This window comes from Microcella pacifica, assembly GCF_009371975.2.
GTDB lineage: Bacteria > Actinomycetota > Actinomycetes > Actinomycetales > Microbacteriaceae > Microcella > Microcella pacifica.
This window is the reverse complement of the sequence record NZ_VIKT02000011.1, coordinates 51,900-78,424: the sequence shown is the minus strand read 5'-3', so window position 1 is coordinate 78,424 and position 26,525 is coordinate 51,900. Positions and strand designations below refer to the sequence as shown.

The 26,525-nt window shown below is 69.6% G+C and carries 24 protein-coding genes; 16 read left to right on the top strand and 8 right to left on the bottom strand.

What is annotated here, in order from left to right; translation table 11 throughout:
- The first annotated feature begins 48 nt into the window (after window positions 1-48).
- Window positions 49-996, top strand: coding sequence for a hypothetical protein (locus FK219_RS07905; RefSeq protein ID WP_152582523.1), 948 nt, complete (start codon window positions 49-51; stop codon window positions 994-996).
- An 81-nt stretch (window positions 997-1,077) separates the two neighbouring features.
- Here FK219_RS07905 and FK219_RS07900 read toward each other — a convergent pair whose 3' ends face one another.
- The gene (locus FK219_RS07900; protein ID WP_152582522.1) at window positions 1,078-2,106 is read right to left on the bottom strand and encodes a Gfo/Idh/MocA family protein; all 1,029 of its coding nucleotides are present in this window, start codon (window positions 2,104-2,106) and stop codon (window positions 1,078-1,080) included.
- A gap of 91 nt (window positions 2,107-2,197) precedes the next feature.
- On the opposite strand from FK219_RS07900, the gene FK219_RS07895 reads away from it, so the two are divergent.
- From FK219_RS07895 to guaA, 6 genes are all read left to right on the top strand, one after another.
- Complete coding sequence (locus FK219_RS07895) at window positions 2,198-3,316, top strand: GuaB3 family IMP dehydrogenase-related protein (RefSeq protein ID WP_152582554.1); 1,119 nt, start codon at window positions 2,198-2,200, stop codon at window positions 3,314-3,316.
- 48 nt (window positions 3,317-3,364) lie between these two features.
- The gene (locus tag FK219_RS07890) at window positions 3,365-5,113 is read left to right on the top strand and encodes a glycerol-3-phosphate dehydrogenase/oxidase (RefSeq protein WP_152582521.1); all 1,749 of its coding nucleotides are present in this window, start codon (window positions 3,365-3,367) and stop codon (window positions 5,111-5,113) included.
- 255 nt (window positions 5,114-5,368) lie between these two features.
- Window positions 5,369-8,284 (top strand): cell wall-binding repeat-containing protein, encoded by a 2,916-nt coding sequence (locus FK219_RS07885; protein ID WP_152582520.1) that lies wholly within the window; start codon window positions 5,369-5,371, stop codon window positions 8,282-8,284.
- A gap of 101 nt (window positions 8,285-8,385) precedes the next feature.
- Window positions 8,386-9,231 carry an SURF1 family protein gene (locus tag FK219_RS07880; RefSeq protein ID WP_152582519.1) on the top strand — a complete coding sequence of 282 codons (846 nt, stop codon included), beginning with the start codon at window positions 8,386-8,388 and terminating at the stop codon, window positions 9,229-9,231.
- A gap of 4 nt (window positions 9,232-9,235) precedes the next feature.
- Entirely contained in the window at window positions 9,236-9,682 is a 447-nt protein-coding gene (locus FK219_RS07875; protein ID WP_152582518.1) for a DUF3817 domain-containing protein, read from the top strand.
- Window positions 9,679-11,283 (top strand): glutamine-hydrolyzing GMP synthase, encoded by a 1,605-nt coding sequence (guaA, locus tag FK219_RS07870; protein WP_152582517.1) that lies wholly within the window; start codon window positions 9,679-9,681, stop codon window positions 11,281-11,283. The genes FK219_RS07875 and guaA overlap by 4 nt, the downstream gene beginning before the upstream one ends.
- A gap of 297 nt (window positions 11,284-11,580) precedes the next feature.
- On the opposite strand, the gene FK219_RS07865 is transcribed toward guaA, so the two are convergent.
- The 3 genes from FK219_RS07865 to FK219_RS07855 are packed head-to-tail and all read right to left on the bottom strand — an operon-like array spanning window position 11,581 to window position 13,238.
- The gene (locus FK219_RS07865; protein WP_152582516.1) at window positions 11,581-12,396 is read right to left on the bottom strand and encodes a Bax inhibitor-1/YccA family protein; all 816 of its coding nucleotides are present in this window, start codon (window positions 12,394-12,396) and stop codon (window positions 11,581-11,583) included.
- A 9-nt stretch (window positions 12,397-12,405) separates the two neighbouring features.
- Window positions 12,406-12,900 carry a hypothetical protein gene (locus FK219_RS07860; RefSeq protein WP_152582515.1) on the bottom strand — a complete coding sequence of 165 codons (495 nt, stop codon included), beginning with the start codon at window positions 12,898-12,900 and terminating at the stop codon, window positions 12,406-12,408.
- Window positions 12,891-13,238, bottom strand: a complete 348-nt coding sequence (locus tag FK219_RS07855) for a DUF4190 domain-containing protein (RefSeq protein WP_152582514.1) — start codon at window positions 13,236-13,238, stop codon at window positions 12,891-12,893. Before FK219_RS07855 ends, FK219_RS07860 begins: the two co-directional genes overlap by 10 nt.
- Before the next feature lie 32 nt (window positions 13,239-13,270).
- Between FK219_RS07855 and FK219_RS07850 the strand changes: the two genes are divergently transcribed.
- The 6 genes from FK219_RS07850 (at window position 13,271) to sucD (ending at window position 21,022) form a co-directional block, all read left to right on the top strand.
- Entirely contained in the window at window positions 13,271-14,302 is a 1,032-nt protein-coding gene (locus FK219_RS07850) for a glycerophosphodiester phosphodiesterase family protein (protein ID WP_152582513.1), read from the top strand.
- Window positions 14,303-14,354: 52 nt separating this feature from the next.
- Window positions 14,355-16,709, top strand: a complete 2,355-nt coding sequence (locus tag FK219_RS07845; protein WP_152582512.1) for an ATP-dependent helicase — start codon at window positions 14,355-14,357, stop codon at window positions 16,707-16,709.
- A gap of 146 nt (window positions 16,710-16,855) precedes the next feature.
- Window positions 16,856-17,191: an STAS domain-containing protein gene (locus FK219_RS07840; protein WP_152582511.1), complete on the top strand. Its 336-nt coding sequence runs from the start codon at window positions 16,856-16,858 to the stop codon at window positions 17,189-17,191.
- A 1-nt stretch (window position 17,192) separates the two neighbouring features.
- On the top strand, window positions 17,193-18,800 hold the full coding sequence (locus FK219_RS07835) for a SpoIIE family protein phosphatase (RefSeq protein WP_165638080.1): 1,608 nt from the start codon (window positions 17,193-17,195) through the stop codon (window positions 18,798-18,800).
- Window positions 18,801-18,941: 141 nt separating this feature from the next.
- Window positions 18,942-20,105, top strand: a complete 1,164-nt coding sequence (gene sucC / locus FK219_RS07830) for an ADP-forming succinate--CoA ligase subunit beta (protein WP_152582509.1) — start codon at window positions 18,942-18,944, stop codon at window positions 20,103-20,105.
- A 14-nt stretch (window positions 20,106-20,119) separates the two neighbouring features.
- Window positions 20,120-21,022: a succinate--CoA ligase subunit alpha gene (sucD, locus tag FK219_RS07825; protein WP_152582508.1), complete on the top strand. Its 903-nt coding sequence runs from the start codon at window positions 20,120-20,122 to the stop codon at window positions 21,020-21,022.
- Between the two features lie 118 nt (window positions 21,023-21,140).
- Here the strand turns inward: sucD and FK219_RS07820 are convergent, their stop codons facing one another.
- The gene (locus FK219_RS07820; protein WP_165638079.1) at window positions 21,141-21,287 is read right to left on the bottom strand and encodes a hypothetical protein; all 147 of its coding nucleotides are present in this window, start codon (window positions 21,285-21,287) and stop codon (window positions 21,141-21,143) included.
- 101 nt (window positions 21,288-21,388) lie between these two features.
- Between FK219_RS07820 and FK219_RS07815 the strand changes: the two genes are divergently transcribed.
- Window positions 21,389-22,342 carry a GlxA family transcriptional regulator gene (locus tag FK219_RS07815; RefSeq protein ID WP_152582507.1) on the top strand — a complete coding sequence of 318 codons (954 nt, stop codon included), beginning with the start codon at window positions 21,389-21,391 and terminating at the stop codon, window positions 22,340-22,342.
- Window positions 22,343-22,351: 9 nt separating this feature from the next.
- Here the strand turns inward: FK219_RS07815 and FK219_RS07810 are convergent, their stop codons facing one another.
- From FK219_RS07810 to FK219_RS14105, 3 genes are all read right to left on the bottom strand, one after another.
- Window positions 22,352-23,086: a DUF4166 domain-containing protein gene (locus FK219_RS07810; RefSeq protein ID WP_328821646.1), complete on the bottom strand. Its 735-nt coding sequence runs from the start codon at window positions 23,084-23,086 to the stop codon at window positions 22,352-22,354.
- Entirely contained in the window at window positions 23,083-23,697 is a 615-nt protein-coding gene (locus FK219_RS07805) for an SRPBCC family protein (RefSeq protein ID WP_152582506.1), read from the bottom strand. Before FK219_RS07805 ends, FK219_RS07810 begins: the two co-directional genes overlap by 4 nt.
- A gap of 78 nt (window positions 23,698-23,775) precedes the next feature.
- The gene (locus tag FK219_RS14105) at window positions 23,776-24,543 is read right to left on the bottom strand and encodes an IclR family transcriptional regulator (RefSeq protein ID WP_152582505.1); all 768 of its coding nucleotides are present in this window, start codon (window positions 24,541-24,543) and stop codon (window positions 23,776-23,778) included.
- A 184-nt stretch (window positions 24,544-24,727) separates the two neighbouring features.
- Here FK219_RS14105 and FK219_RS07795 point away from each other — a divergent pair, with 184 nt between their 5' ends.
- Together FK219_RS07795 and dhaK are read left to right on the top strand one after the other, a co-directional pair.
- Window positions 24,728-25,492, top strand: a complete 765-nt coding sequence (locus FK219_RS07795; protein WP_152582504.1) for an MIP/aquaporin family protein — start codon at window positions 24,728-24,730, stop codon at window positions 25,490-25,492.
- The gene (gene dhaK, locus FK219_RS07790) at window positions 25,489-26,487 is read left to right on the top strand and encodes a dihydroxyacetone kinase subunit DhaK (protein ID WP_152582503.1); all 999 of its coding nucleotides are present in this window, start codon (window positions 25,489-25,491) and stop codon (window positions 26,485-26,487) included. The genes FK219_RS07795 and dhaK overlap by 4 nt, the downstream gene beginning before the upstream one ends.
- Window positions 26,488-26,525 lie beyond the last annotated feature (38 nt).

Below are 26,525 nucleotides of genomic sequence, written 5' to 3'. Positions count from 1 at the left end.
TGAGCTTCGAGCGTGGGATGCTCGGGGCTGGGCATCCATCCTGGCGGGGTGAATCCTGCCGTTGTCGCCGCACTCGAACAGCTCATTGTTGCTCGTGAGTTGCGTGTCGAGACCGGTTCTGGCTCGTCGCTCACGCGTGCTCGCCGGGCCCGGCGGCTCATCCCCCTCGCTCATGGTCTCGACCTTCCCGCGGAGATCGCTGCCGAACTCACGGCGACCGAGCTCGCGCTCACCAGGGCGCTCGCGGTGGCTCGGTACGGCCGAACCCGTCGTCCGCTTGCCCGCGCGTCGGCTGCTCTCGTGTGGGGCGTGCCACTTCTCAACTCTCCACCATCAGCAGTCGAGGTGCTCGGGTGGAGCGCAGCGTCGACAAGAGCAGCGGGGGGACTGCGCTACTGGGGCACGGCGCACCCCGACGCCTATGTCGTCGAGCAGGACGGGGTGGTTCTGACGAGCCTGGCCCGGACCCTGGCCGAGTTCGCGGCTTCTCACCCCTTCGCCGCTGGAGTCGTCGCGGTCGACTGGGCGTTGCGAGTGCGCGGAGGCGGTGTGCGATGCAGCCTCGACGAGATCGCCGAGGCGGCTGACGCCCTCGGGCTGCGGCGGGGCAGAGCCCGGCTCGAGCGTGTGCTGAGTTTCGCCGACGGGCGATCGGAGTCGCCGGGCGAGTCGTGGAGTCGCGTGCTCATTCGACAGCTCGGCTTCGCCGACCCCGAGCTGCAGGTCGAGGTGCGCGGGCTCCGAGGTGAGCTGTTCAGGGCCGACTTCGGCTGGTCGGGCGGTCGCCTGCTCGGTGAGTTCGATGGGCGCGAGAAGTACACGTCAGCGACCATGCGTGGCAACCGCTCGGCCTCAGACAGGGTCGTGCACGAGAAGCGTCGTGAAGACTCGGTGCGGGCGACCGGCCGCGGGGTGTGCCGCTGGGATTGGTCAGACCTCGTGCACGCCCGGCGGCTTGCAGCCACGCTCTCGGCGGCGGGGGTGCCCCGGCGATGACGTGCGCCACAACCCTGCGGGAACACTCCAACCGTTCCGGAACAGAGTGGGGTGTTCCCGGGGTGGTGAGTTGCCGGCGGGCTACGCGGCGGGGCGAGTGGGCACGCGAGCCCCGGTCTCGTGGGAGCGGATCACGGCGTGCGCGAGCTTGAGCGCACGGCGACCTGCCGACGCCGGCACCGGGGGCGGTGAGCCGGCCCGCAAAGATGTGAGCACAGCATCCAGATGGCGGTCGAAGGTGCGCTCGAAGGAGCGCGCCTCATCGTCGAAGTAGCCGGGCCGCCACACCCGCTCGGTCTCGTCGCCGACCGACTGCAGGCTGAGCGAGCCGACGGTGTCGCGGATGACCGCGCGGCCCGCGGTGCCGTTGAGCTCGACGAGCTGCGCGTCGGGGTAGGCATACGACGAGTCGTAGGAGCCGAGCATCGTGCCGACCGCCCCGGAGGCGAACTCGAGGGCGATCGCGACCGTGCTGAACGCCCCGTAGGTCATCGAGGTCATCTGCGCGGCCACCGAGGCGATCGGCCCGCACAGGTGCTCGAGCATGTCGAAGCCGTGGCACTGCGTCTCGATGAGGTTGGCGTGCGGCGAGGGCCCGCGGTTGGCCTCGCCCCCAAACCGCCAGGTCGCGAACACGAGCTCGCCAAGCTCGCCCGCTTCGATCGCGGCTCGCGCGCGTAGCACGGGCTCGGCGTAGCGGTGGTTGAAGTTGATCGCGAAGAAGGTGTCGCCCGCGGCCTCGAGCAGGGCGTCGGCCTCGCCGAGGTCGAACACGAGCGGCTTCTCGACGAGCAGCGGCACACCCGCGCGCAGCAGCGCGAGCGTGGGCGCGAAGTGCTCCTCGTTCGGGAGGCACACGGTGACGAGGTCGGGATGCTCGGCCTCGAGCATCCCGTCGAGGGAGGTATAGCCGCGCGTGCCGAAACTGGCCGCGCGCGCCTCGGTGCGCCCCGCGTCGCGCCCCACGATGCCCACGAGCTCGGTGTCGAGCCGCTCGGTGACGACGCGTGCGTGCTGGGCGCCCCAGCCACCCGCACCGACGACCGCGATGCGCAACGGCACGACGCCGCGCTCGCCGGGCCGCTCGATGTTCAGTGCGCTGCTCGCCATGTCGCCCTCCTCGCGGCGCTCGTCGTCTACCGCCTTCCGTCACCGTACCGCTCGATGTTCGTCGGGCATCCGCCGATAGGGTTGAGGCGTGATGGAGATCGAGATCGGGCAGACCAAGCGCGCGCGTCGGGCGTACTCCTTCGACGACATCGCGGTCGTGCCCAGCCGTCGTACGCGCGACCCGCAAGTGGTGTCGCTCGCGTGGAGCATCGACGCGCTCAAGTTCGAGATGCCCGTGCTCGCGGCGCCCATGGACTCGGTCATGAGCCCCGCGACCGCGATCGCGATGGGTCGCCTCGGCGGTCTGGGCGTGCTCGACCTGGAGGGGCTGTGGACCCGGTACGAGGATGCTGAAGCTCAACTCACCCGCATCCGCGACCTCGACCCCGCCGAGGCGACGGCGGCCATGCAGGCCCTGTACGCCGAGCCGATCAAGCCCGAGCTCATCAGTGCGCGGCTCGCGGAGATCCGGGCGGCGGGCGTGCCCGTGGCCGGCGCCCTGAGCCCGCAGCGCACGCAGGAGTACCACGAGGCTGTGCTCGAGGCCGGCGTCGACCTCTTCGTGATCCGTGGCACGACCGTGAGTGCCGAGCACGTGAGCACCGACGCCGAGCCCCTCAACCTCAAGAAGTTCATCTACGAGCTCGACGTGCCCGTCATCGTGGGCGGCGCCGCGAGCTACACGGCCGCGCTGCACCTCATGCGCACGGGCGCGGCCGGGGTGCTCGTCGGCTTCGGCGGCGGTGCTGCGTCGACCACGCGCTTGAGCCTGGGCATCCATGCGCCGATGGCGACCGCGATCAGCGACGTCGCCGCCGCCCGACGCGACTACCTCGACGAGTCGGGCGGCCGCTACGTGCACGTCATCGCCGACGGCGGCCTCGGCACGAGCGGCGACATCGTCAAGGCGATCGCGATGGGCGCCGATGCGGTCATGCTCGGGTCGGCTCTCGCGCGGGCGACGGATGCTCCGGGCGGGGGCTGGCACTGGGGCGCCGAGGCGCATCACCCCGAGCTGCCGCGCGGCCATCGCGTGCACGTCGGCCAGCTCGCGCCGCTCGAGCAGGTGCTCTTCGGGCCGAGCTCGCAGGCCGATGGCCAGGTCAATCTCATGGGAGCTCTGAGACGATCGATGGCGACGACCGGATACTCGGACGTCAAGGAGTTCCAGCGCGTGGAGGTCGTCATCGCTCCGTACCAGTCGCACTAGCGTCGGGGGCGCCGCGCGGCCCCCGCGCTTCACATTCGGGAGAACAGCATGGTTCGAGGAAAAACCGTCACCCGTTCCACCAAGCTCGGCCCGGACGAGCGTGCGGCCGCGATCGCCCGTCTGCGTGACAAGGAGCTCGACATCCTCGTCGTCGGCGGTGGCATCGTCGGCACCGGCGCCGCACTCGACGCCGTGACGCGAGGGCTCAGCACGGGGATGCTCGAGCAGCGGGACTGGGCGAGCGGCACGAGCTCGCGCTCGTCGAAGCTCGTGCACGGCGGCATTCGGTACCTCGAGCAGCTCGACTTCCGCCTCGTGCGCGAGGCGCTCATCGAGCGGGGGCTGCTGCTGCAGCGCCTCGCCCCGCACCTCGTCAAGCCCGTCAAGTTCCTCTTTCCCCTCACGAAGCCGCTCATCGAGCGTGCCTACATCGGCGCGGGAATGGCGCTCTACGACCTGTTCAGCTATACCGGCGGACGGCCGCCCGGTGTGCCGCACCACCGGCATCTGAGCCGTCGGCAGATGCTGCGCGCCGCTCCGAGCCTGCGCGGCGACGCCTTCACGGGAGGGCTCACGTACTACGACGCCCAGGTCGACGATGCCCGCTACGTGTCGACCCTCGCGCGCACGGCGTCGTTCTACGGGGCTCACGTCGCGAGCCGCGTGCGCGTCGAAGGGTTCCTCAAGGTCGGCGAGCGCGTGGTCGGGGTCAAGGCGCACGACCTCGAGACGGGGGAGCGCTTCGAGGTGAAGGCGCGCCAGGTCGTCAACGCGACGGGCGTGTGGACAGACGACACGCAAGCGATGGTCGGCGAGCGCGGGCAGTTCAAGGTGCGGGCCTCGAAGGGCATCCACATCGTCATTCCGCGCGATCGGTTCCAGTCGACCCTCGGCCTCCTTCTGCGCACCGAGAAGAGCGTGCTCTTCGTCATTCCGTGGGGTCGACACTGGCTCATCGGCACGACCGACACCGATTGGGATCTCGACAAGGCCCACCCGGCTGCCACGGCGGCCGACATCGACTATCTGCTGGAGAAGGTCAATGAGGTGCTCGCCGTGAAGCTCACGCGCGAGGACGTCGAAGGGGTCTTCGCGGGCCTGCGGCCGCTGCTCGCGGGGGAATCGGACGAGACCTCGAAGCTGTCGCGCGAGCACATCGTCGCGCACACCGTGCCCGGGCTCGTGGTCGTCGCGGGCGGCAAGTGGACGACCTACCGCATCATGGCCAAGGACGCGATCGACGAGGCCGCGGCGGCACTCGACGGCAAGGTGCCCGCGAGCGTCACGGAGGACATCTCGCTGCTCGGCGCGGAGGGCTATCAGGCGGCGTGGAACAAGCGCGGCAAGATCGCGCGCGCCTTCGGCGTGCACAAGGTGCGCATCGAGCACCTGCTCAACCGCTACGGCGTGCTCACGGATGAGCTGCTCGACCTCATCATCGCGCGGCCCGAGCTGCAGGAGCCGCTGCCCGGCGCCGACGACTACATCGCCGCCGAGGTCGTCTACGCCGCGACCCACGAGGGTGCCCTGCACATCGAGGACGTGCTCGCGCGGCGCACGCGCATCTCGATCGAGGCCTGGGATCGCGGCGTCGAAGCCGCATCCATCGTGGCCGACCTCATGGCGGCCGAGCTCGGCTGGGACAACGAGCGGCGCCAGTGGGAGGTCGAGCACTACCTGCGCCGCGTCGAGGCCGAGCGCGCGAGCCAGGAGGAGCCGGACGACGAGAGCGCCGACCGCGTGCGTCTCGCGGCGCCCGATGTGTCGTCACGGGTGCAGTCGTCGTCGACGTCATGAGCGGTGCACGACGGCTGTCGATGAGAGCAGAATTCGACGTTTTCTTGTGAATGTCGGTGGTCTGTTGTAGCGTGAGCGTGAGTCAGGATTCGTCGGCAATGGCGAATCCGTGCTCATACCCGAAGCCTCACCCTTACCCGAACGCTGCCGACTGACGCATGATCGGCGCGCACCCCACGACTCGTACCCGCGAGCCGCGCGCGTCGTCGTCGTCGTCGTCGGCAGGGTCGCCAGACCCCCCACTGGAGCCCCATCGTGATCCGTTCATCGTCCCCTGGCGCGCGCCTGCTCGGCAGTACCGCCGCCCTCGCTCTCGCCGTCACAGGCCTCACCATCGCCGCCGCATCGCCGGCCGCGGCCGCGCCCGCGGTCGTCTACGACTCGATACCTGAGGCGCAACCGGCCTCCTACCCGAGCCTGGGGTACCAGGCTCAGGCGACGTGGGAGTTCGGAGACTACGTGCTCCTCGACGGTGGCAACCGCGCCGTCAGCGACGTCACGATCAGCCTCACCAGCTGGGCGTGCGAGACCGGGCAGTGGAACCTCGGCGACTGCGAGACCACTCCGGGGTCGACCTTCTCCCACCCGGTCACCATGAACCTCTACGAGGCGGACAACTCCGGTGCGGAGCCCGTCGTTGGCGACCTCATCGCGAGCGTCACCAACGACGTCGTCGCGCCGTACCGCCCGACCCCGTCGCCCGAGGACTGCGCGCAGAGCGCAGGGTCTAAGCCGTGGTGGGACGAGGACCTCCAGACCTGCCAGAACGGCATCGCCTTCGACGTCTCCTTCGACTTCTCCGGTGAGGATGCTGTCGTCGGCAACGGCGTCATCGTCACGGTCGCGTACAACACGCAATCGTACGGAGCGGACCCCGAGGGCGTTAACGGGCCGTGGAACGCGCTCAACGTGAGCCTCGCCACCCCGAGTGCTCCCACCGTGGGCACGGATGAGAGCACGACGGAGACGATACGAGACACCACCTACCAGGGAGACACTCGTGGTCTCAAGTCGAGCACTCGTCTGCCCAACTACGGACTGGTCATGGAGATCACGGCCGATAGCGTTCCCGCCGTCGACCCCCTCACCGAGGTCACCGTCTACGAGCGCGACGTCAAGGCGAACGAGACCGCGCAGACCTACACCGAGTGGCACGAGGGCAACCCCAACGGCACGCTCGACAACTCGGTCGTCCTCGCCGACGGCCTGCACCTCGGCCTCGGAGACCCGTCGACGGTCATCAAGGGCACCGACCTGGCGACCCCCGAGGGCGTCACGGCCAACACCCTGACGCGCTCGCAGCTGCGCACACTGCTCGAGCGCGCGAGCGTCGAGGTCGCGAGCGGCTCGGTCACCTACCAGGTGCCGATCTTCTTCGGCGACCCGTCCGACCCGACGTTCACCACACTGCGCTCGACGAGCCTGACCGCCGGCAGCCACTCCTTCTCGCAGGCCGACACGTGGGCGACCACGCGGGCCTTTGGCGACTACGGCGTGCAGGAGACGGCCCCGCTCGGTGAGCTCATCGACGCCGTCTTCGACTTTGCCGCCGCTGACGGCGGAGGGGTCGCGCTCGCCGGGTACGGCGTGCAGGCGGACAGTGCGGCCGTCGTGCCGAGCCTGGTCTGGGACGACACGCGGTACACCTTCACCCAGCCCGTCATCGAAGCCTGCGTGACCACGACGTCGACCGAGGTCACCAACCTCGCGCTCGGCGACTGGGACTTCTCGCAGACGCGCACGCAGGGCATCAACGAATTCACCGAGAACGGCCTGCGCGTCGAGACCTTCGGTGAGGCTGGAACCCTCGGCCAGGCCAAGGCGGCCGGCTACGCGCCGATCGACATCGCGCTGAGCGAGGTCGGCGACATCGCCTTCGATATCGCCGACGGGTACACGGGAGTGCGCCCCAGCCTCCAGCTCGGCTTCGATGCCGATGGCGACGGTACGCAGGACGCGCTTCTCGTGGGCGAGCCCTGGGCCTATGGCGGCGGCGACTGGTCGACGACCGTCAACGGCGACTGGGCCGACGCCCGCTTCTGGGTGACCGGTGGCACCGGATTCGGTGTTCCCGCCGGCGGCGGGTACCCCTCTCTCGGCACTCTCGACGAGTACCTGCTCGCGAACCCCGAGGCGCGCATCCTCGAGTACGGCTACAGCCTCGGTTCGGGAGTCATCGGGGAGGCGACCATCGAGTCGATCACCGTCGGGTGCGCGGAGACGACGTTCGGATTCGAGCTCGAAACGCTCGCTCCGCCCGTCACCGAGCGCCTCGCCGGAGACGATCGCTACGAGACGGCCGTCGCCATCTCGCAGGCGGGATTCGAGAGCGGCGCCGACACCGTCTACATCGCGAACGGTGTGGGATACGCGGACGCCCTGAGTGCAGCCCCGGCCGCCGCTCAGGACGACGCACCCCTGCTGCTCACCCCGGCGAACACGCTCCCCTCCGTGGTGCGGGCCGAGCTCAACAGGCTCAGCCCCTCGACGATCGTCATCGTCGGTGGAACCGCCGCCGTGTCGAACTCGGTCCAGAACGCGCTCGAAGGGCTGAGCTTCACGCCCAGCGTCGAGCGCGTCGCCGGGGCAGACCGCTACGCGACCTCGCGCGCCATCGCCGACTACGCGTTCGACACTGTCGCGGCGATCTACATCGCGAGCGGGCTGAACTTCCCCGACGCGCTCACGGCAGGCCCCGCGGCCGCCGAGCTCGGCGGGCCGATCATCCTCGTTCGGGGCACGTCGAGCTCGCTCGACGCGGCGACCCTGCAGGCTCTGGACGGCCTCGGCGACAACGAAGTCACCATCGCTGGTGGCACGGCCGTCGTGAGTGCGGGCATCCAGTCGCAGCTGGTGGCGGAGTCCTACCTCGTGAAGCGCAACGCGGGAGCAGACCGCTACGCGACCTCGATCGCCATCAACGAGGACGCGTTCGACGCCGAGACTGTGGTGTACCTCGCCACCGGTGAGAACTTCGCCGACGCCCTCGCGGGCTCGGCGCTCGCCGCGGGCCAGGGGGTGCCGTTGTACGTAAGCCGTACCGCGTGCATCCCCGAAAACGTCTACGAGTCGATCGTCGCGCTCGGTACGGAGACGATCGTGCTGCTCGGAGGCCCGGCCGCACTCAGCACCGACGTGGCCGACCTCGAGCTCTGCGCCGGCGTCAACTAGGTACGCACCGCTCGACACCGGCGGCGGGGCTCCCAGCGGGGCCCCGCCGCTGCTTTGTACACTGAACGCGACAGCCCGACCGCAGAAAGGCGCCCCGCACCATGACGACGACCGCGGCGCCGACCCTTCCTGCGGCGCGCACCGGTCCGACCTGGTGGGCGGTCGCCCGACGCCCCAAGTGGGTCGCCGCCCTCGCTCTCGCCCTCGGCGTCGCCGCCGCCTTCGCGGCCCTCGGCCAGTGGCAGCTCGAGCGCTCCATCGAGAGCGCGACCGTCATCGAGCGCGACACCGAGACAGCGGTGCCGCTCAACACGGTGGCAGAGCCCCAGGAGGTCATGACCTCCGACGCGAGCGGGCGACTCGTCACCGTCGACGGTGTGTGGCAGCTCGGCGACGAGGTCGTCGTCACCGGTCGACTCAACAACGCTCCCGGCGGCGACGGTGCGCCGGGCGACTGGGTCGTGCGCCACCTCGTGACCGACGACGGCCACAGCCTTGCCGTGGTGGTGGGCTTCGTCGAGCCCGGGGCGAGCATCCCGACCCTGCCGGCGGGCGAGGCGCAACTGGCCGGGCGGTACGTGCCCGGTGAGGCACCGCAGATCGGCGACTTCGAATCGGGCGCGCGCGAGACGATCTCCGTTGCCGAGCTCGTCAACCTGTGGGCCGACCCGCAGCCCGTCTACGCCGGCTACCTCGTCGACAGCGACCCGCCCCCCGGCTTCACCGCCGTCGCCGCACCCCCGCCCGAAGCGGAGGTCGAGCTCAACCTGCTCAACCTCTTCTACGCGCTCGAGTGGGTCATCTTCGGCGGTTTCGCCGTGTACCTGTGGTGGCGCCTCGTGAAGGACGAGCAGGAGAAGGAGCAGGCCGAGCGGGATGCGGCCGCAGCTGACCCGGCCGAGGCTGCCCCCGCGCACGATTCGCCCCAGCCCGCGCCCGTAGACTGAGCGCATGGTGATCGGCCCGAAGCCCGCAGACATCCCCCTCATCCGACGAACTCTCGCGGTCTACAAGGTCTCCTCGATCATCACGGGCATCTTCCTGCTCGGGCTCGTGGTCATGATGGTGACCCGCTACGGCCTCGGCAGCGACATCGAACTGAACGGTCCCTCCGGGTTCATCGCGCTGAGCCCGGTCGACACCCTCACCGGGTTCAACCTCTCGATCTTCCTGCTCGCCGTTCACGGCTGGCTCTACGTGCTCTACCTCGCCTGCGACTTCGTGCTGTGGCGCGTGCTGCGGTGGCCGTTCTGGCGGTTCTTGTGGATCGCGATGGGCGGCATCATCCCGTTCCTCTCGTTCTTCTTCGAGCGCCAGGTGCCCCGCCAGGTCGAGGCGGTCATCGCCGGGCTGTCGCCCGAGGATGCGCACCGCGTGGCCGAAGGGAGCGCGGCATGAGTGAGGTCAGCACTGACGCGGTGACTGCGGCGGTTACCGAAGCCCGGCCCGTGCTCGTCGTCGACTTCGGCGCCCAGTACGCCCAGCTCATCGCCCGCCGTGTGCGCGAGGCGAGCGTGTACAGCGAGATCGTGCCGCACACGATCACGGCCGCGGAGGTCGCGGCAAAGAACCCCGTCGGCATCGTGCTGAGCGGCGGACCGTCGAGCGTGTACGAGCCGGGCTCGCCCGACCTCGACCCGGGCATCTTGCAGCTCGGCGTGCCCGTCATGGGCATCTGCTACGGCTTCCAGGTCATGGCGAAGCAGCTCGGCGGCGAGGTCGCGCGCACGGGCCGCCGCGAGTACGGGTCGACCCCTATGCGCGTCGTGGGCGACGGCGGCGTGCTGCTCGCCGGCCAGCCCGACGCGCAGACGACCTGGATGAGCCACGGCGACTCGGTGTCGCAGGCCCCGGAGGGCTTCGATGTGCTCGCCTCGACGGAGGACACTCCCGTGGCGGCGTTCGCGAGCGACGAGCGCCAGCTGTACGGCGTGCAGTGGCACCCCGAGGTCAAGCACTCCGAGTTCGGGCAGCGCGTGCTCGAGAACTTCCTGCACCGCGCGGCGGGCATCCCGGCGGACTGGAACAGCGGCAGCGTCATCACCGAGCAGGTGGCGCGCATCCGCGAGCAGGTCGGATCGGCCCGCGTCATCTGCGGACTCTCCGGCGGCGTCGACAGCGCGGTCGCCGCGGCGATCGTGCACGAGGCGGTCGGCGATCAGCTCGTGTGCGTCTTCGTCGACCACGGCCTGCTGCGCGCCGACGAGCGGCGGCAGGTCGAGGAGGACTACGTTGCGGCGACGGGCATCCGTCTGGTGACGGTGGATGCTCGCGAGCAGTTCCTCGACGCCCTCGCGGGTGTCACCGACCCCGAGTCGAAGCGCAAGATCATCGGGCGCGAGTTCATCCGCACCTTCGAGGGCGCGGCGGAGGCGCTCGTGCTGGAGGCGCAGGGAGCGGGCGAGGCCGTGCGTTTCCTCGTCCAGGGCACGCTCTACCCCGACGTCGTCGAATCCGGCGGGGGCACCGGCACGGCCAACATCAAGAGCCACCACAACGTCGGCGGGCTCCCCGAAGACCTCGAGTTCGAGCTCGTCGAACCGCTGCGCGCGCTGTTCAAGGACGAGGTGCGGGCGATCGGACGCGAGCTCGGACTGCCCGAGGCGATCGTCGGCCGCCAGCCGTTCCCCGGGCCGGGGCTCGGCATCCGCATCATCGGCGAGGTCACGCTCGAGCGCCTCGACCTGCTGCGCGAGGCGGACGCGATCGTGCGCGCTGAGCTCACGGCGGCGGGGCTCGATGAGGAGATCTGGCAGTGCCCGGTCGTGCTGCTCGCCGACGTGCGGTCGGTGGGCGTGCAGGGGGATGGGCGCACGTACGGGCATCCCATCGTGCTGCGCCCGGTGTCGTCGGAGGACGCGATGACCGCTGACTGGACCCGCCTGCCCTACGACGTTCTCGCGCGCATCTCGAACCGCATCACGAACGAGGTCGACGGCGTCAACCGGGTCGTGCTCGACGTCACGTCGAAGCCCCCCGGCACCATTGAATGGGAATAGCCATGCGCTTTCGAGGCCATTTCTGGCCTCGATGCATGGCTATTCCAGCGGCCCTCTGGGCCGCGCTCCCTTGAGCGCCGAGCAACATGAACGCAGCCACGCTCTTCCAGCGGCCGTCCCGGCCGCGCTCCCTTGAGAGCGAACAAGGTGAACGCTGCGACGCTGTCGGCAGGGGTCTCTGAACCCGCGAGCGACATGAGTCGAGCGGTATAGCGGTTGAACGCTGCCCCGCGAACAACCCCATGAACGAGAAAGGGCCGCCCCCCAAGGGCGGCCCTTCATCCGTGCTGATGTCGGCTATTCGCCGCGAAGAATCGCGAGCATCCGCAGGATCTCGATGTACAGCCAGATGACGGTGAGGACGATGCCGAACACGGCGCGCCAGGCGTACATGCGCGGGGCGCCGTTCTCGACGCCGGTCTTGATCTGGTCGAAGTCGAGCACGAGCGAGTACGCGGCGAGCAGGACGACGAGGATGCCGAGCACGAGGCCGATCGGGATCTCCGTGCCGGGGATGTAGGCGCTGCGCAGCCCGAATGCACTATCGGTGGCCCCGAACAGCATCATGCCGACGTTGATGAGCGAGAACACCGCGTACCCGATCATCGCGATGAGGAAGACCTTCGTGGCCTTCTTCGACGCGCGGATCTTGCCGCTGCGGAACAGCAGCAGGGTCACGACGAAGACGGCTGCGGTGCCGAGGAGCGCCTGGATGGCGATGCCCGAGTACTGCGGCATGGCTTCGAAGATCGCCGAGATGCCACCGGCGAAGATGCCCTGCACGGCGGAGTACGCGAGCACGAGCCCGGCCGACGGCTTCTTCTTGAAGATGTTGACGAGCGCGAGTACGAAGCCGACGATCGCGGCGGGAATGGTGAGGAAGGGCACGAACCAGCCGACGGCGGCACCGAGGGCGACGAGCGCGAACGCGCCGACGGCCTTCTGGATCGTGTCTTCGTAGGTCATGCGGTCGGTCTGCTCCGGCGTCGCCGAGGGCTTGCCGTAGAGCTCGTCGAGCTGCTCGCCGGAGGGCGTCGCGGCACGGTGCATGATCGCGGAGGACTGATTGAGCGAGAACGCGGGGGAGTTGAACGCGGGGTTCGAGGTAGCCATGGCTCGATTCTAGTGAGAATCGCTATGAGCACGCCGAGCGATCGCTGCGGCCCACCAGGCCGAGCCGACGATGACGATCGCGGATGCGCCCAGCGCCAGGGGCATCCCCTCGTACTCGCGGAACACCGCGACCGCGATGACGCCGTTGAGCAGCACGGGGCTCACGGCGAGCAGGCTGCGCCAGGGGCGGTGCCGCACGAGCAGCCAGAAGAGGAAGGGGATCGTGAGGGTCCACATCAGCTGCGGCCCGGCGAGCAGCAGCCATCCGACGAAGGTGCTGAGAACGATCGGCACCACGCGACGCCAGCCCCGCGCCGGCATGATGAGCCAGCCGACGACGTGCGCGACCGTGCCGACGGCGAGCGGCAGCAGGTTGTCGGGGCCGGCGGCCTGCAAGTGCACGAGGCCGCCGACGATGAGGGTGAGGCCCGCCCAGCGCCGGTCGTCGTAGGTTCCCCAGCGCAGGGGCAGCCGTGCTGCGGTCTCGAGCGGCACTACGGCCACGGCAGCACTCCGCCGTCGAGGGCCACGATGACGGCGCCCGCGATGATGAGGAGGCCGACGAGCCAGAGGTAGCCGAGGCCGACGGCGATCCAGGCGGGGACCGTGCCGCGCTCGCGACCCTGCGAGCGCGCGATCTGGCCGAGCGCGATGTGGCCGAACAGGGCGGCCACGGGGCTGAGCAGCACGGCGAGGATGAGCGCGGCGATCGCGAGCGGGTTGGTGCGGCGGCGCGGGCGCCGCGGCGCGATGCGCGCGGTGGTGCCGGGAGTCGCGCCCGGGGCGGAACCGACCCCGGGCAGCGTGTCGCCGTCGGCGATCGCGGGCTGCTCGGCGTTCATGCTTTGCAGAGTATCGGCGTAGCGTTGTCGGCGTGTCAGACGCGCCACGCCCCCAGGTCATCGCCCATCGTGGCGCGAGCGCGTACCGGCCGGAGCACACGATGGCCGCGTACCGCCTCGCGATCGCGCTGGGCGCCGATGCGATCGAGCCCGACATCGTGCCGACGCGGGATGGCCAGCTGGTGCTGCGGCACGAGAACGAGATCGGCGGCACGACCGACGTGGCCGCCCGCCCCGAGTTCGCCGACCGCCGCCGCACGCAGTCCATCGACGGGGAGCGCATCTCCGGCTGGTTCACCGAAGACTTCACGTGGGCCGAGCTCGCGACCCTGCGGGCCCGCGAGCGGCTGCCCGAGCTTCGGCAGGCCTCGGCCCGGTTCGACGGCCACTACCCGTTGCTGCGACTGCGCGACCTCATGGCGCTGCTCGACGACGCCGACCGACCGGTGCGCATGGTCGCCGAGCTCAAGCACCCGACGCACTTCGCGGCGGCCGGACTGCCGCTCGACGAGCTCTTCGCCGCCGAGGTCGCGAGCTGGGGCGGTCGGGAGCGCCTCGTGGTCGAGTCGTTCGAGCAGACGGTGCTCGGGCAGGTGCGCGCCCGCGGCGTGGAGGCCGAGTACGTGTACCTGCTGGAGCGGCGCGGCGCGCCGCCCGACCTCGTCGCGCGGGACGGTTCGGCCGCGCCCTCCTACGCCTCGCAGCTGACCGATGACGGCCTCGCCCTGCTCGCTCGCGACGTGGACGGCATCAGCCCCGAGGTCTCGCTGCTCGTGCGGGCCGCGGCCGGGGTCACGGGCCGTGACGGCGAGGACTGGCGGATGCTCGATCACGGCCTCGCAGCATCCTCTCTCGTGGCGCGCGCTCATGATCGGGGCCTGCGCGTCTACACGTGGACTCTGCGTGCCGAGAACCGCTACCTGCCGGCACCGTGCCGCGTCGGCTCGAGCCCGGCCGCGCACGGCGATTGGCATGGGTTCTTCAGCGCCGTGGTGTCGACCGGGCTCGACGGCGTCTTCGCCGACCAGCCCGACCTCGCCCTCGAGGCCCGCGCCGCACTCTGACCGGACGCGCGGCGGCGAGGCGGTCGGGGGCGCGACCTAGACTGGGGCGGCCATGAGCTTCCTCCCCAACGACACCCTCGATACCTCGAGTGGGCACGATGACCCGCTGCTCGAGGGCCTCAACCCGCAGCAGCTCACGGCCGTGCAGTCGCGCGCGCAAGCGCTCCTCATCGTCGCGGGCGCTGGCTCGGGCAAGACGAGCGTGCTCACGCGGCGCATAGCCCGGCTCATCCGCGATCGCGAGCTGTGGCCGAGCCAGATTCTCGCCATCACGTTCACGAACAAGGCGGCGGGCGAGATGCGCGAGCGCGTCGAGCAGCTCGTCGGCCGGGACGCCGCGCAGGGCATGTGGATCTCGACGTTCCACTCGGCGTGCGTGCGCATCCTGCGCCGCGAGGCCGAGCAGTTCGGCTTCACGCGCGGTTTCACGATCTACGACTCGGCCGACTCGCGCGCCCTCATCAAGCGGCTCGTGAAGGACATGCAGGCCGACACGCTGGGTTTCACGGTGAGCGCCGTCGCGGGCAAGATCTCGAAGCTCAAGAACGAGCTCATCGACGTCGAGGGCTACAGCCGCCAGATCAACGCGAACGACCCGACGGAGGTCATGTTCCTCGAGCTGTTCCGGCGCTACACGGCCGAGCTGCACCGCGCGAACGCGTTCGACTTCGACGACCTCATTGCGCAGACCGTGTACCTGTTCCGTGCCTTCCCCCAGGTCGCGGCGCTCTACCAGCGCCGGTTCCGGCACCTCCTGGTGGACGAGTACCAGGACACCAACCACGCGCAGTACGCGCTCATCCGCGAGCTGACGCGGCCGGTCGAGCCGGCGCATGTGCCCGCCGACACTCGCATCGAGACGGACGCGAGCGGGGGCATCCCCGCAGCGGCCCTCACGGTCGTGGGCGATTCCGATCAGTCGATCTACGCGTTCCGCGGCGCGGACATCCGCAACATCGTCGAGTTCGAGCGCGACTTCCCCGGCGCCGAGGTGATCCTGCTCGAGCAGAACTACCGGTCGACGCAGACGATCCTCGATGCGGCCAACGCGGTCATCGCGAACAACTTCGATCGCATCGCGAAGAACCTGTTCACGGCGGTCGGCTCTGGGGAGAAGATCGTCGGCTTCACCGGCTACAGCCAGCACGACGAGGCGCAGTTCGTCGCCGACGAGATCGGCACGCTGCACGAGGCTGGCACGCCGTACAACCAGATCGCCGTGTTCTACCGCACCAACGCGCAGACGCGAGCGCTGGAGGAGATCTTCATCCGCTCGGCGATCCCGTACCGCGTGCTGGGCGGCACGAAGTTCTACGAGCGCGCCGAGATCAAAGACATGATGGCGTACCTCATCGCGGTCGCGAACCCGGCCGACGGCCTCGCCATGCGCCGCATCCTCAACACCCCCAAGCGCGGCATCGGGCCGGCGACGGAGACGGCGCTCGCGAACCACGCGGACGAACTGGGCGGCACGATGATCGATGCGCTGCGGGATGCCCCCGCCCTCGGCCTCGGACCGAAAGTGACCGCCGCCATCGTCGACCTCGCCGCGATCCTCGACGCGGCGAGCGAGTCCCTCGACACGGGTCTGGTGCCGGACATCCTCGTCGGCATCCTCGAGAAGACGAAGTACCTCGAGCTACTGCGCGGCAGCCGCGACCCTCAGGACGAAGCACGCGCCGAGAACGTGGAGGAGCTCGTGGCGGTGACCCGCGAGTTTCAGAAGAACAACCCCGAGGGTCGCCTCATCGACTTCCTCACCGAGGTCGCGCTCGTCGCCGCCGCCGACGACCTCGACGACTCGAGCGGCACCGTCTCTCTCATGACCCTGCACACGGCGAAGGGGCTCGAGTACGACGCCGTCTTCATCACGGGGGTGGAGGAGAACCTGCTGCCGCACCAGATGAGCGCGACTGAGCCGGGCGGCCCTGCTGAGGAGCGCCGCCTCTTCTATGTGGGCATCACACGCGCCCGCCAGCGGCTGCACCTGAGCCTCGCGATGACCCGCACGACGTTCGGCGACACGCAGGTCGCGGCCCCGAGCCGGTACCTGCAGGAGATTCCTGCCGAACTCATCGACTGGCGGGATGCCCCCGGCATGGGCACGCGCACGACCGGGGGCGGCCAGCGCGCGCTCGGAGGGTCGGGCACGCCGAAGTTCGGGTACAGCACGTCGCTGCCGCCGGGGAAGCCGAAGAAGGAGTGGGCGAACACGGTCACGGCGAAGGTGCGCGACAACGGCGACCTGACGCTCGAGGTGGGAGACCGCATCCGGCACGCCGACTTCGGCGACGGATCGGTGACGAGCGTGACGCAGAACGGGGCGAAGTCGATCGCCGAAGTGCAGTTCGAGAAGGCGGGGCGCAAGCGCCTGCTCGTGAAAATAAGTCCGATCGAGAAGCTCTGAGAGCTTTTCGAGCCCACCTGTCTGTTCAACGCTCGTCCGCGTTGAACCCGATCGAAAAACTCTAGGGCCGCGTCGAACCCCGCCAGCCTGCCGGGCTGGAGCCGCCCCAGCAGGGACAATGGCATGACCGACGTCAGGAGGCCTTCATGGACATCTCGATCATTCCGCACCCCCAGGGCGTGACGGAGATCAGTGTGAGCGGCCGGCTCAACATGGTCACAGCAGCGCGCGTGCGCGAGGCCATCCAGTCCGCCGTGGACGACAACCGACCTCGAGTCGCCATCACACTCGAGCAGGTCGTCTTCCTCGACTCCTCAGGTCTCGGCGCACTCATCGCCGGCATGAAGACAGCACGAGAGGCGGGGGGCGATGTGCGGCTCGTGAAGCCGACCGAGCAGGTGGAGCTCGTGCTCGAGCTCACCAACATGGCCGGCGTGCTGCGGAGCTTCGACAGCGTGGAGAGTGCGTACGCGGATGCCTGACATGGTGACCCGCACCCTGCGGCTCACTGCGCCGCCCCACACGGTCGACACCGTGCACGACCTGCTCGACTCGGTGTGGGCGAGCGTGCCTGACCTGAGTGCGCGCGACCGCATGTCGCTCGAGACGGCGATCATCGAGCTCACGGCGAACGTCATCCAGCATGCGAACCACGGGCGAGGTGTGCAGGCGACCCTCACCGTCATCGCGTACAAGGACCGCCTGGAGGCGACGCTGAGCGACTCGGGTGAGGTCGACCACGTCGACCTCGAGGGCCGCGAGATGCCCGAGGCGGAGTCCCTCGCCGAGTCGGGCCGGGGCATTCCCCTCATGAGGGCCCTCGTCGATACGGTCGAGCACCGACGCGTCGACGGATTCAACCACTGGACTCTCGTGCGTGGCCGTGAGGCGCAGGACGTGGATCGCTCCTCGACCCGCGGCATGCCCTCGGTGTCGATCACCGGGGTCATCGACGAGATGGCGCGGCAGCGCGCGCTCGAGGAGCTGGGCATCCTCGATACGTCGCCCGAGGAGCGCTTCGATCGCGTGACGCGCCTCGCGAAGAGCCTGTTCGGCGTGCAGTCGGCGGCGATCAACCTCATCGACGGCGACCGCCAGTGGGCGAAGTCCGTCGCCGGCGATGCGGTCGTGGAGATGCCGCGAGAGAGCTCCGTGTGCACTGACACGATCATGGGCGACGACACTCTCGTGGTGCCGGAGCTGACAGCCGATCCCGCGTACGCGGATCGCGCGCAGGACGGTCTCATTAACTTCTACGCGGGCCACCCGCTCTACGCGTCGACGGGGGAGCGCATCGGCGCGTTCTGCATCTACGACCCCCGCCCCCGTGCCTTCACCGAGCGCGAGCAGGCGATGCTGCGCGACCTCGCCTCGTGGGTGCAGCAGGAGCTCTCGGTGAGCCAGGAGCTCTCGCGCGCCGCCGAGGTGCAGCAGGGCCTGCTGCCGTCGAAGATGCTGAGCATGCCGGGGTGGGACATCGCCGGTTTCTGCCAGCCCGCGAGGGCGGTCGGCGGCGACTTCTACGACTGGTACCCGGTCGGGGAAGGTGCGGCGATCACGCTCGCCGACACGATGGGAAAGGGCATCGCGGCGGCGATCATCGCGGCGACGGTGCGCGCGGTGCTGCGGTCGGCGGCGCGCTTCGGCGATGTCACGGGCGCCGTCAACCTCGCGGCGGCCTCCCTCAACGCCGACCTCGACACGACGGGCCTGTTCGTGACGCTCTTCCACGCGCGCGTCGACATGGACTCGGGCGAGGTCACCTTCGTGGATGCCGGGCACGGCCTGACGGTCATCGCGCGCACGGACGGCACGATCGAGCGCCTGCGCTCGCACTCTCCGCCCCTCGGCGTCGACATCGACACGGAGTGGGAGGAGCAGACGATCACGCTGGAGCCTGGAGACACGCTCGTGGCGGCGAGCGACGGCGTGCTCGATCTGTACGACGGCTCGCTCGACGGCCTGGATCGCGTGGCGGCGCTCGCCCTGCTCGCGTCCTCTTCGCAGGAGGTCGTGGATGCTCTGCGCACGCGTGCCCGCGGCACCTCCTCCGACGACGTCACGGTCGTCGTCGTGCGGCGCGACGACTGAGCGAGAAGGGCCTCGCGGTCTTGAGGCTGCGGCGAGCACGCTAAAGTTGGACGCGGATTTGTCTCGACATCGAGAAATCTCGACATCGAGAGACCGCATCGACCACTTCCAATGTTGTGCACGCGGATGGGATGAAACACCGTGGATCTTTTCGAGTACCAGGCCCGAGACCTCTTCGAGAAGTACGGGGTTCCCGTGCTTCCCGGCGTCATCGCCGACACCCCTGAGGAGGCGAGGGCCGCAGCCGCGAAGATCGGCGGCGTCACGGTCGTCAAGGCCCAGGTCAAGGTCGGCGGGCGCGGCAAGGCCGGCGGCGTGAAGGTCGCCAAGACGGCCGACGAGGCCGAGGCTCACGCCCGTGACATCCTCGGCCTCGACATCAAGGGCCACGTCGTCCAGCGCGTCATGGTCGCGGCGGGCGCCGACATCGCCGAGGAGTACTACTTCTCGGTGCTCCTCGACCGGGCGAACCGCACCTACCTCTCGCTCTGCAGCGTCGAGGGCGGTGTCGAGATCGAGCAGCTCGCGGAGGAGCGCCCCGATGCCCTCGCGAAGGTGCACGTCGACCCGCTGACGGGCATCGACCTCGACACGGCGCGCGAGATCGCCCGTCAGGGCGGCTTCTCGGAGGAGCTCGTCGAGAAGGTCGCCCCGGTCTTCGTGAGCCTCTACCGCGTCTTCGACGACGAGGATGCGACGCTCGTCGAGGTGAACCCGCTCGTGCTCACGGGCGCTGGCGACATCATCGCGCTCGACGGCAAGGTCTCGATCGACGAGAACGCCGGCTTCCGCCACCCGCATCAGGCAGAGTGGGCGGGCGGCGAGCAGGGCGATCCGCTCGAGGCGAAGGCCAAGGAGCACGACCTCAACTACGTCAAGCTCGACGGCGAGGTCGGCATTATCGGCAACGGTGCGGGGCTCGTCATGTCGACGCTCGACGTCGTCGCCTACGCGGGCGAGGCCCACGGTGGCGTCAAGCCGGCGAACTTCCTCGACATCGGGGGCGGGGCATCCGCGACCGTCATGGCGGCCGGCCTCGATGTGATTCTCGGCGATGCCCAGGTCAAGAGCGTGTTCGTCAACGTCTTCGGCGGCATCACCTCGTGCGATGCCGTCGCGAACGGCATCGTGAAGGCGCTCGAGATTCTCGGCGATGCGGCGACCAAGCCGCTCGTCGTGCGCCTCGACGGCAACAACGTCGAGGAGGGCCGCCGCATCCTCGCGGAGGCCGCTCACCCGCTCGTGACGCTCGCGAGCTCCATGGACGAGGGCGCCGACAAGGCTGCTGAACTGGCTGCGAAGTAAGGGATACGAGAACAATGTCGATCTTCCTCACCAAGGATTCCAAGGTCATCGTCCAGGGCATCACGGGCGGCGAGGGCACCAAGCACACCGCGCTCATGCTCAAGGCGGGCACCCAGATCGTCGGCGGCGTGAACGCGCGCAAGGCCGGCACGACGGTCGAGCACTCCGCGAAGGACGGCTCGGCCCTCGAGCTGCCGGTCTTCGGCTCGGTCGCCGAGGCGATGTCGAGCACGGGCGCCGACGTGTCGATCGCCTTCGTGCCCCCGGCCTTCGCGAAGGACGCCGCGATCGAGGCCATCGAGGCGGGCATCCCGCTGCTGGTCATCATCACCGAGGGCATCCCCGTGCAGGACTCCGCCGACATCTGGGCGACGGCGCAGGCGCACAACAACGTGACGCGCATCATCGGCCCGAACTGCCCCGGCATCATCACGCCGGAGGAGTCCCTCGCGGGCATCACGCCCGCGACGATCACGGGCAAGGGCCCGATCGGTCTCGTCTCCAAGTCGGGCACGCTCACCTACCAGATGATGTTCGAGCTGCGCGACCTGGGCTTCTCGACCGCGATCGGCATCGGCGGCGACCCCATCATCGGCACCACGCACATCGATGCCCTCGCGGCATTCGAGGCCGACCCCGAGACGAAGGCGATCGTCATGATCGGCGAGATCGGCGGTGACGCCGAGGAGCGCGCGGCTGACTTCATCAAGGCCAACGTCACGAAGCCCGTCGTGGGCTACGTCGCGGGCTTCACCGCCCCCGAGGGCAAGACCATGGGCCACGCCGGTGCCATCGTTTCCGGCTCCGCGGGAACCGCGCAGGCCAAGAAGGAGGCCCTCGAGGCCGCGGGCGTCAAGGTCGGCAAGACGCCGAGCGAGACGGCTTCCCTCATGCGCGAGGTCATCGCCGCGCTGTAAGCGGCGACCGCACTCAGCAGACGACGGCCCTGCCGACCCCCTGGAGGGGGCGGCAGGGCCGTCGCTGTGTGCGGGGAGGCGGGCGTGTGTCACCCCGCACGGTCGTGGGCGCCCGAGCTCAGGCGCGGTAGTGGTCGTCGCGCTCGTACTCGCGCAACGGGCGGGCACGGGGAACCCGGCGGTAGCCGTCGCGCATGATCGCGATGATCGTGGCACCGATGCCCGCGGCGAGGAGTGCGAGGAGGATGAGAGCGATCGTGGTCATGGCAGAAAATCTATGACTGGATAATCTCGGCCACGAGTGGCAGGATTGCCATTGTCAGTCAATATTCCGCCACGCTGCTTCGTCTCCTGGAAAGGCCGTCCATGCTCCGACGTGTCGTCGCCCTCGCGATCCCCGGCCTCGCGCCCTTCGAGTTCGGCGTGCTGTGCGAAGTCTTCGGTATCGACCGCAGTTCCTCCGGTGCGCCCGCGTTCGACTTCCGCGTCGCCACCGCGGACCCCGGGCCCGTGCGCACGAGCCTCGGGTTCGACATCCTCGTGACCGACGACCTGTCGGTCGCGGCCGAGGCCGACCTCATCGCTGTCGCGGCGCGCAGCATCGGGCCCGTGGACGAGCGGTACCTCGAGGTGATCCGCGCGGCCGAGGCGCGGGGAGCCTGGGTGCTGAGCGTCTGCAGCGGGTCGTTCGTGCTGGGTGAGTCGGGCATCCTCGACGGTCGCCGCAGCACGACCCACTGGATGTATGCGGACGAGATGCAGCGCACCTACCCCCGGACGGTCGTCGACCCCGACGTGCTGTTCGTCGAGGATCGACGTGTCATCACGGGCGCGGGCACCGCGGCCGGCATCGACGCGTGCCTGCACCTCGTGCGGCGCGAGCACGGTGCTGCCGCGGCGTCAGTGATCGCGCGGCGCATGGTCGTGCCACCGCAGCGCGATGGCGGGCAGAGCCAGTACATCCAGCAACCCGAGCTGCAGCACGGCGGCACGAGCCTCGCCGAGCTCACCGACTGGATGCTCGACCACCTCGGCGACGACCACTCGGTCGAGAGCCTCGCCCGCCGAGCGCTCATGTCGGAGCGCACCTTCGCCCGACGGTTCCGCGCCGAGCTCGGCGAGAGCCCCGCCGCGTGGCTCAACCGGCAGCGTCTCTTGCGCGCGCAGCAGCTGCTGGAGGAGTCGGACGCCCCCGTCGAGGAGGTCGCGTGCGTGTGCGGCTTCGGCTCCTCGGCAACGCTGCGGCACCACTTCACGCGCGCGCTCGGCACGACGCCGCAGGCCTACCGCCGTGCGTTCGGCGTGCGGGCCGCGCCGTAGCTCACGTGTCTACTCGCGGCGGTCGTGCCGCCGGGGGAGGACGTGCGCGGGCGCCTCGACCGCGGCCGGGAACTCGCACGTGAAGCGGCCCTCGTAGCCGAAGAGGAACCCGAACGTGCGGTTGCGCACCTCGAGCCGGATGACGTACTCGCCGGCCTCGTCGTCGAACGACTCGCGCAGGTCGGCGCGTCCCGAGAAGAGCATCGGGAAGGGGAACGCGAGGGGGCCGGCGGAGAAGCGCTGAGCATCCGACCGCAGGTGCAGCGAGCCGTCCTCCTCGACCGCGAGGTCCAGGTCGACGGCGAGGTGCTGGTGCGTGCCGAGGTAGTCGACGATGCGACCCGTCGCGCCGAGGATCATGGTGGCGTCGAAACGCCCGGGCCGCTCGGGGTGATGCGGGTAGTCGAAGGTGCGCACGAATGTCACCGTCTCGCGCCCGAAGGGGTCGCGGTAGGCGTAGTTCTCGACGGTGAAGGGAACGTTCTCGCCCGGGTAGGGGGCGAGGATGTTGCGGATGCGCCCGATGTGCAGGAACGGCACCGTCCACCACGGCCCGCGCCGGATGCTCGCCATGACGCCGCGACCGACGCAGGCGTAGCCTGCCGCGAGGCTGACGCCGAAGCGTCTCCGCAGCATGGGGTGCAGCCGGTCGAAGTCGGCGCCCATCGCGCGCGCGAAGATGCTGCGGGTGTCGGGCCCTTCTTCGCGCACGGAGTCGCGCGGCCCGGGGTCGGGGGTGCTCACGGCGCCGCCAGCGCGGCGAGGTCGGCCGGGGCATCCGCCATCGCGGCGGGGCGTCCGATGCTCCACGTGCAGTCGGAGGCGTGCGGCCGGTCGCGCGGCCAGGGCAGCACGGCCAGCCAGAGCGGCCAGCGCTCGGGCTCCTCGCCGCGCTCAGCCCACCGTCGCAGCCGCGCGAAGCTGTAGGCCGTCATCCACGCGACAAGCGGTCGAATGAGAACGCGGTCGAGCAGCGCGCCCCAGCCGGGCTCGTAGTCGTAGCCGGTGAGAAAGCGCACGCCGCCGGCGACGGGTTCGTACCGCCAGTAGCCGCGGCCGTCGCGCAGCGGCGAGAGCCGGTCGGTGGTCGTGAAGCGCAGCGCGGAGGTGCGGGCGCCGTCGGCGCCGAGGCGGGAGCCGAGTGAGATGCCGGTTCCGCGGATCGTGTGCACGAGCATCCCGCGTTCGTACTGGAACCGCCAGAGGCCGCCCTCTCCCTGCTCGGTGGGCACGATGCGGCTGAAGCGCGCGTCCCATCGTGCGTGCGACTCAGGGTCTTGCGTGAGTCGCCAGACCGTGTCGAGGTCGGCCGCGATCACGATCTCGACGCGGATGGAGCGGTGTCTCGGGGGCACATCCTCACGCTACCCAGTGTGGTGTGCGTCGTGGGCGTCGTGCGTGTCGTGGGCGTCGCGCGACCTCGCGCGCGACACTCAGTCGTCGTTCGGAACGACGCGGGGCGGCCACTCGCTGTAGCCGAGCTCGCGCGAGATGTTGCGGGCGGTCTCGCGCAGGTCGTTGAGCACGCCCGCCTCGGGCGGCCACTCGCTTGAGGGCATGACGACCGAGACCGCGGCGATGACGGTGCCGCTGCGGTCGGCGACGGGCACCGCGACGGAGGATTCACCGAGCACCGCCTCGTCTTCCTCCATGGCCAGCGCACGCTCGGCGACGCTCGCGAGCTGCAGGCGCAGCGTTGCGGGGTCGGTGACGGTGTCGCCGGTGAGGCTGCGCAGCGGCTTCGCGAGCAGTTCATCGGCCGCCGACGGGTGATAGGCGAGCAGTACCTTGCCCAGCGCCGAGGCGTGCGAGGGGATCGTGATGCCCGTCTCGAGCATCTGCTGGCTGCCGTCGGGCCGACGGTTGTGGTGAATGATGATGACCTCGTCGAAGAGCTCAGCCCCGAGCCGGGTCGAGAGGCCGGTGCGGCGTGCGAGCTCGCGCGTCCAGCGCATCGCGCGGGCCCGCACGTCGAGAGTGTCGAGGTAGACGTTCGAGAGCTTCAAGAGTGCTGGGCCGAGCATGTACCGCTGACTGCCGGGCTCTTTGGCGACGAGGCCGTGGGCCTGCAGCGACTTGACGATGCCGTGCACGGTTGAGGGGGGCAGCTCGAGAATGCCGGCGAGCTCGGTGATACCGAGGTGGCGGGCGCCCTGCAGGGAGGAGAGCACGCGCGCTGCGCGGTCTATTGCCTGGATCACCGGTGAGCCTTTCGAGGGATTCGTCCATTATGCGCACGGTCTTGTCGAGATTCGTACCAAAGAACCACTTGACATGCGCCCATTTCTGGGGGCATATTCGACATTATCGAATGACGTTCCGGAAAATGTGCCGGTGCGTTGGGCACGGAGCCCGTCGATGATCCGCATGTTCGAAGGAGCACATATGGATGACAACCGGCGTTGGCAGAAGCTTGCCGCCGAGTTCCTGGGCACGGCCTTCCTCGTCTTCGTCGGGGTGGGCTCGGTGCCGGCAACACTCATCGTGAATGGGGACGCTCCGTTCACGATGGCCGATCTGGGCATGATCTCGCTCGCGTTCGGCACCATCGTCGTCGTCACGGTCTACGTGTTCGGCTACATCTCGGGCAACCACATCAACCCCGCGGTCACGCTCGGGCTCGCGGTCGCGGGCAAGTTCCCGTGGCGGCAGGTGCCCGAATACGTCGCCGCGCAGCTGCTCGGCGCTGTCGTCGGTGCCTTCACGATCGTGGGCGTGCTCGGCATGCGCGCGAGCGAGGTCGGCCTCGGCGTCGCGAGCTACTCGAGCGAGACGCCCTGGTACCAGGCGTTCTTCGCCGAGTTCGTGGGTACCTTCCTGCTGGTGTTCGCCGTCTTCGGCGTCATCTACCGCAAGGCCGCCCCCGGCTGGGCGGGGCTCGCGATCGGCTTCGTCGTGTTCGCGGCGATCATCCCGGTCGCTCCGACCACGGGCGCCTCGATCAACCCTGCGCGCACGACGGGCCCCATGCTCGTGCAGCAGATTCTCGGCGGCGAGGTCGCGTGGGAGCAGTGGCCGGTCTACGTCGGAGCCGAGTTGCTCGCGGGTGTTCTCGCGGCACTCACGTTCGCCCTGATCGCTCACACCACGAACGACAAGACTGGTCTCAAGGAGACCCTGGCGAAGGAAGACGGAGAGAGGACCCGATGAAGAAGCTCATCAACGCACCCGAGGCGGTGCTCGCCGACGCCCTCAAAGGCATCGAGGCGGCGCACGCCGACCTTCGGGTCGATCACGCAGGCCGCGTCATCTACCGCGCCACCCCGAAAGACCAGGGCACGGTTGCCCTCGTGAGCGGCGGCGGGTCGGGTCACGAGCCGCTGCACGGCGGCTTCGTCGGCTTCGGGATGCTCGACGCGGCGTGTGCCGGCGAGGTCTTTACCTCCCCGACCCCCGATCAGATGCAGGCGGCGACCAAGGAGGTCGACCGCGGCGCCGGAGTGCTGCACATCGTCAAGAACTACACGGGCGACGTCATGAACTTCGAGATGGCTGCCGAGCTCGCGGCGATGGAGGCGAGCGTCGATGTCAAGACGATCGTCGTCAACGACGATGTCGCCGTGCAGGACTCCCTGTACACGGCGGGGCGTCGAGGGGTCGGCCTCACCGTGCTCCTCGAGAAGATCGTGGGGGCCGCGGCCGAGCAGGGTCGCAGCCTCGACGACCTCGTCGCGCTGTCGGAGAAGGTCAACGGCGAAGGCCGCTCGATGGGCATGGCCCTCACGAGCTGCACGGTGCCGGCGGCGGGCAAGCCGACCTTCGATCTGCCGGACGACCAGATGGAGATCGGCGTGGGCATCCACGGCGAGCCCGGCCGCCACCGCGTGCCGCTCGCCGACGCGCACCACATCGCCGAGCAGCTCGTCGAGCCGATCCTGGCTGATCTCGACTTCGGCAGCTCGCCGACGATCGTCATGCTCAACGGCATGGGCGGCACGCCGCTCATCGAGCTGTACCTCATGTACGGCGAGGTCGCGGCGATCCTGCAGAAGCACGGTGTCACGATCGCCCGTAACCTCGTGGGCAACTACATCACCTCGCTCGACATGGCGGGCTGCTCGGTCACGGTGCTGCGCGCCGACGACGAGCTGCTCTCGCTGTGGGACGCCCCCGTCGAGACGGCCGGGTTGCGCTGGGGCCGCTGAGCGGCCGCGGCACCCACCCGACACACCATCAGAAGGAG

Coding starts and splice junctions, on each gene's coding strand:
- FK219_RS07795 (WP_152582504.1), top strand. CDS start 24,728: ATGGATGACAACCGGCGTTGGCAGAAGCTTGCCGCCGAGTTCCTGGGC.
- sucD (WP_152582508.1), top strand. CDS start 20,120: ATGTCGATCTTCCTCACCAAGGATTCCAAGGTCATCGTCCAGGGCATC.
- FK219_RS07900 (WP_152582522.1), bottom strand. CDS start 2,106: ATGGCGAGCAGCGCACTGAACATCGAGCGGCCCGGCGAGCGCGGCGTC.
- FK219_RS07880 (WP_152582519.1), top strand. CDS start 8,386: ATGACGACGACCGCGGCGCCGACCCTTCCTGCGGCGCGCACCGGTCCG.
- FK219_RS07855 (WP_152582514.1), bottom strand. CDS start 13,238: ATGAACGCCGAGCAGCCCGCGATCGCCGACGGCGACACGCTGCCCGGG.
- FK219_RS07835 (WP_165638080.1), top strand. CDS start 17,193: ATGGTGACCCGCACCCTGCGGCTCACTGCGCCGCCCCACACGGTCGAC.
- FK219_RS07840 (WP_152582511.1), top strand. CDS start 16,856: ATGGACATCTCGATCATTCCGCACCCCCAGGGCGTGACGGAGATCAGT.
- FK219_RS07815 (WP_152582507.1), top strand. CDS start 21,389: ATGCTCCGACGTGTCGTCGCCCTCGCGATCCCCGGCCTCGCGCCCTTC.
- FK219_RS07865 (WP_152582516.1), bottom strand. CDS start 12,396: ATGGCTACCTCGAACCCCGCGTTCAACTCCCCCGCGTTCTCGCTCAAT.
- FK219_RS07895 (WP_152582554.1), top strand. CDS start 2,198: ATGGAGATCGAGATCGGGCAGACCAAGCGCGCGCGTCGGGCGTACTCC.
- FK219_RS07875 (WP_152582518.1), top strand. CDS start 9,236: ATGGTGATCGGCCCGAAGCCCGCAGACATCCCCCTCATCCGACGAACT.
- FK219_RS07820 (WP_165638079.1), bottom strand. CDS start 21,287: ATGACCACGATCGCTCTCATCCTCCTCGCACTCCTCGCCGCGGGCATC.
- FK219_RS07845 (WP_152582512.1), top strand. CDS start 14,355: ATGAGCTTCCTCCCCAACGACACCCTCGATACCTCGAGTGGGCACGAT.
- dhaK (WP_152582503.1), top strand. CDS start 25,489: ATGAAGAAGCTCATCAACGCACCCGAGGCGGTGCTCGCCGACGCCCTC.
- FK219_RS07890 (WP_152582521.1), top strand. CDS start 3,365: ATGGTTCGAGGAAAAACCGTCACCCGTTCCACCAAGCTCGGCCCGGAC.
- guaA (WP_152582517.1), top strand. CDS start 9,679: ATGAGTGAGGTCAGCACTGACGCGGTGACTGCGGCGGTTACCGAAGCC.